The following is a 756-nucleotide window of genomic DNA, read 5'->3' on the forward strand; positions in this document are numbered from 1 at the left end:
CTACCGCCGTAAACAATGGGCAGTGAATCAGCAATTCTAGCATCGATGCGCGCGACTTCGCCACGAATGAACGCGTGCACCTGCTGCGCCTGCTCCTTGGTCGCGGTACGGCCGGTCCCGATCGCCCAGACCGGCTCGTAGGCGACCACGGCATTGGCGAAGCCTTCCGCCCCGACAAGCTCCAGCACCGGGGCCAGCTGGCTGGCGATGACCGACTCGGTCTGCCCGGCCTCGCGCTGCTCAAGGGTTTCACCGACGCACAGCACCGGCACCAGGCCGGCGTGCAGGGCGGCCGCGAACTTGCGCGCGACCAGCTCACTGCTCTCGTTGTGGTACTGGCGGCGCTCGGAGTGGCCGACCAGGCCATAGCGGGCACCGACCTCGTGCAGCATGGCCGCACATACCTCACCGGTGTAGGCGCCCTTCTCATTGCTGCTGACGTCCTGTGCACCAAAGGCCAGGCCGGTGTCGCCGAAGTCTTCGACCAGCTCACCCAGGTAGGGCATCGGCGGCAGGATCACCACCTCCACCCCGCTTTTCGGCAGCCCGGCAGCGACCTGCCCCAGCAGTTCGGTGGCGAATTGACGGCTGCCGTGCAGCTTCCAGTTTCCAGCGACGATCTTGCGGCGCATGAGCGGGTGGCTCCTGTATGAACTCAGCCGCCCATGATACCTGCTGCGGCAAAAAACCGTTTCTTTGTAAGCGGTTACATGGATTTTCAGCCAACGGCGCAGCCCCTCGTGGCAGGGGTGGGGT

1 pseudogene is annotated in these 756 nt (G+C 65.2%); it reads right to left on the bottom strand.

The features are described from left to right. Positions 1-632 (bottom strand): annotated as a pseudogene (tpiA, locus tag DBR20_RS09310) (triose-phosphate isomerase); the annotation flags it as partial. Positions 633-756: the final 124 nt, after the last annotated feature.

Source organism: Stenotrophomonas sp. HMWF023 (assembly GCF_003060985.1).
GTDB classification, from domain to species: Bacteria; Pseudomonadota; Gammaproteobacteria; order Xanthomonadales; family Xanthomonadaceae; genus Stenotrophomonas; species Stenotrophomonas lactitubi.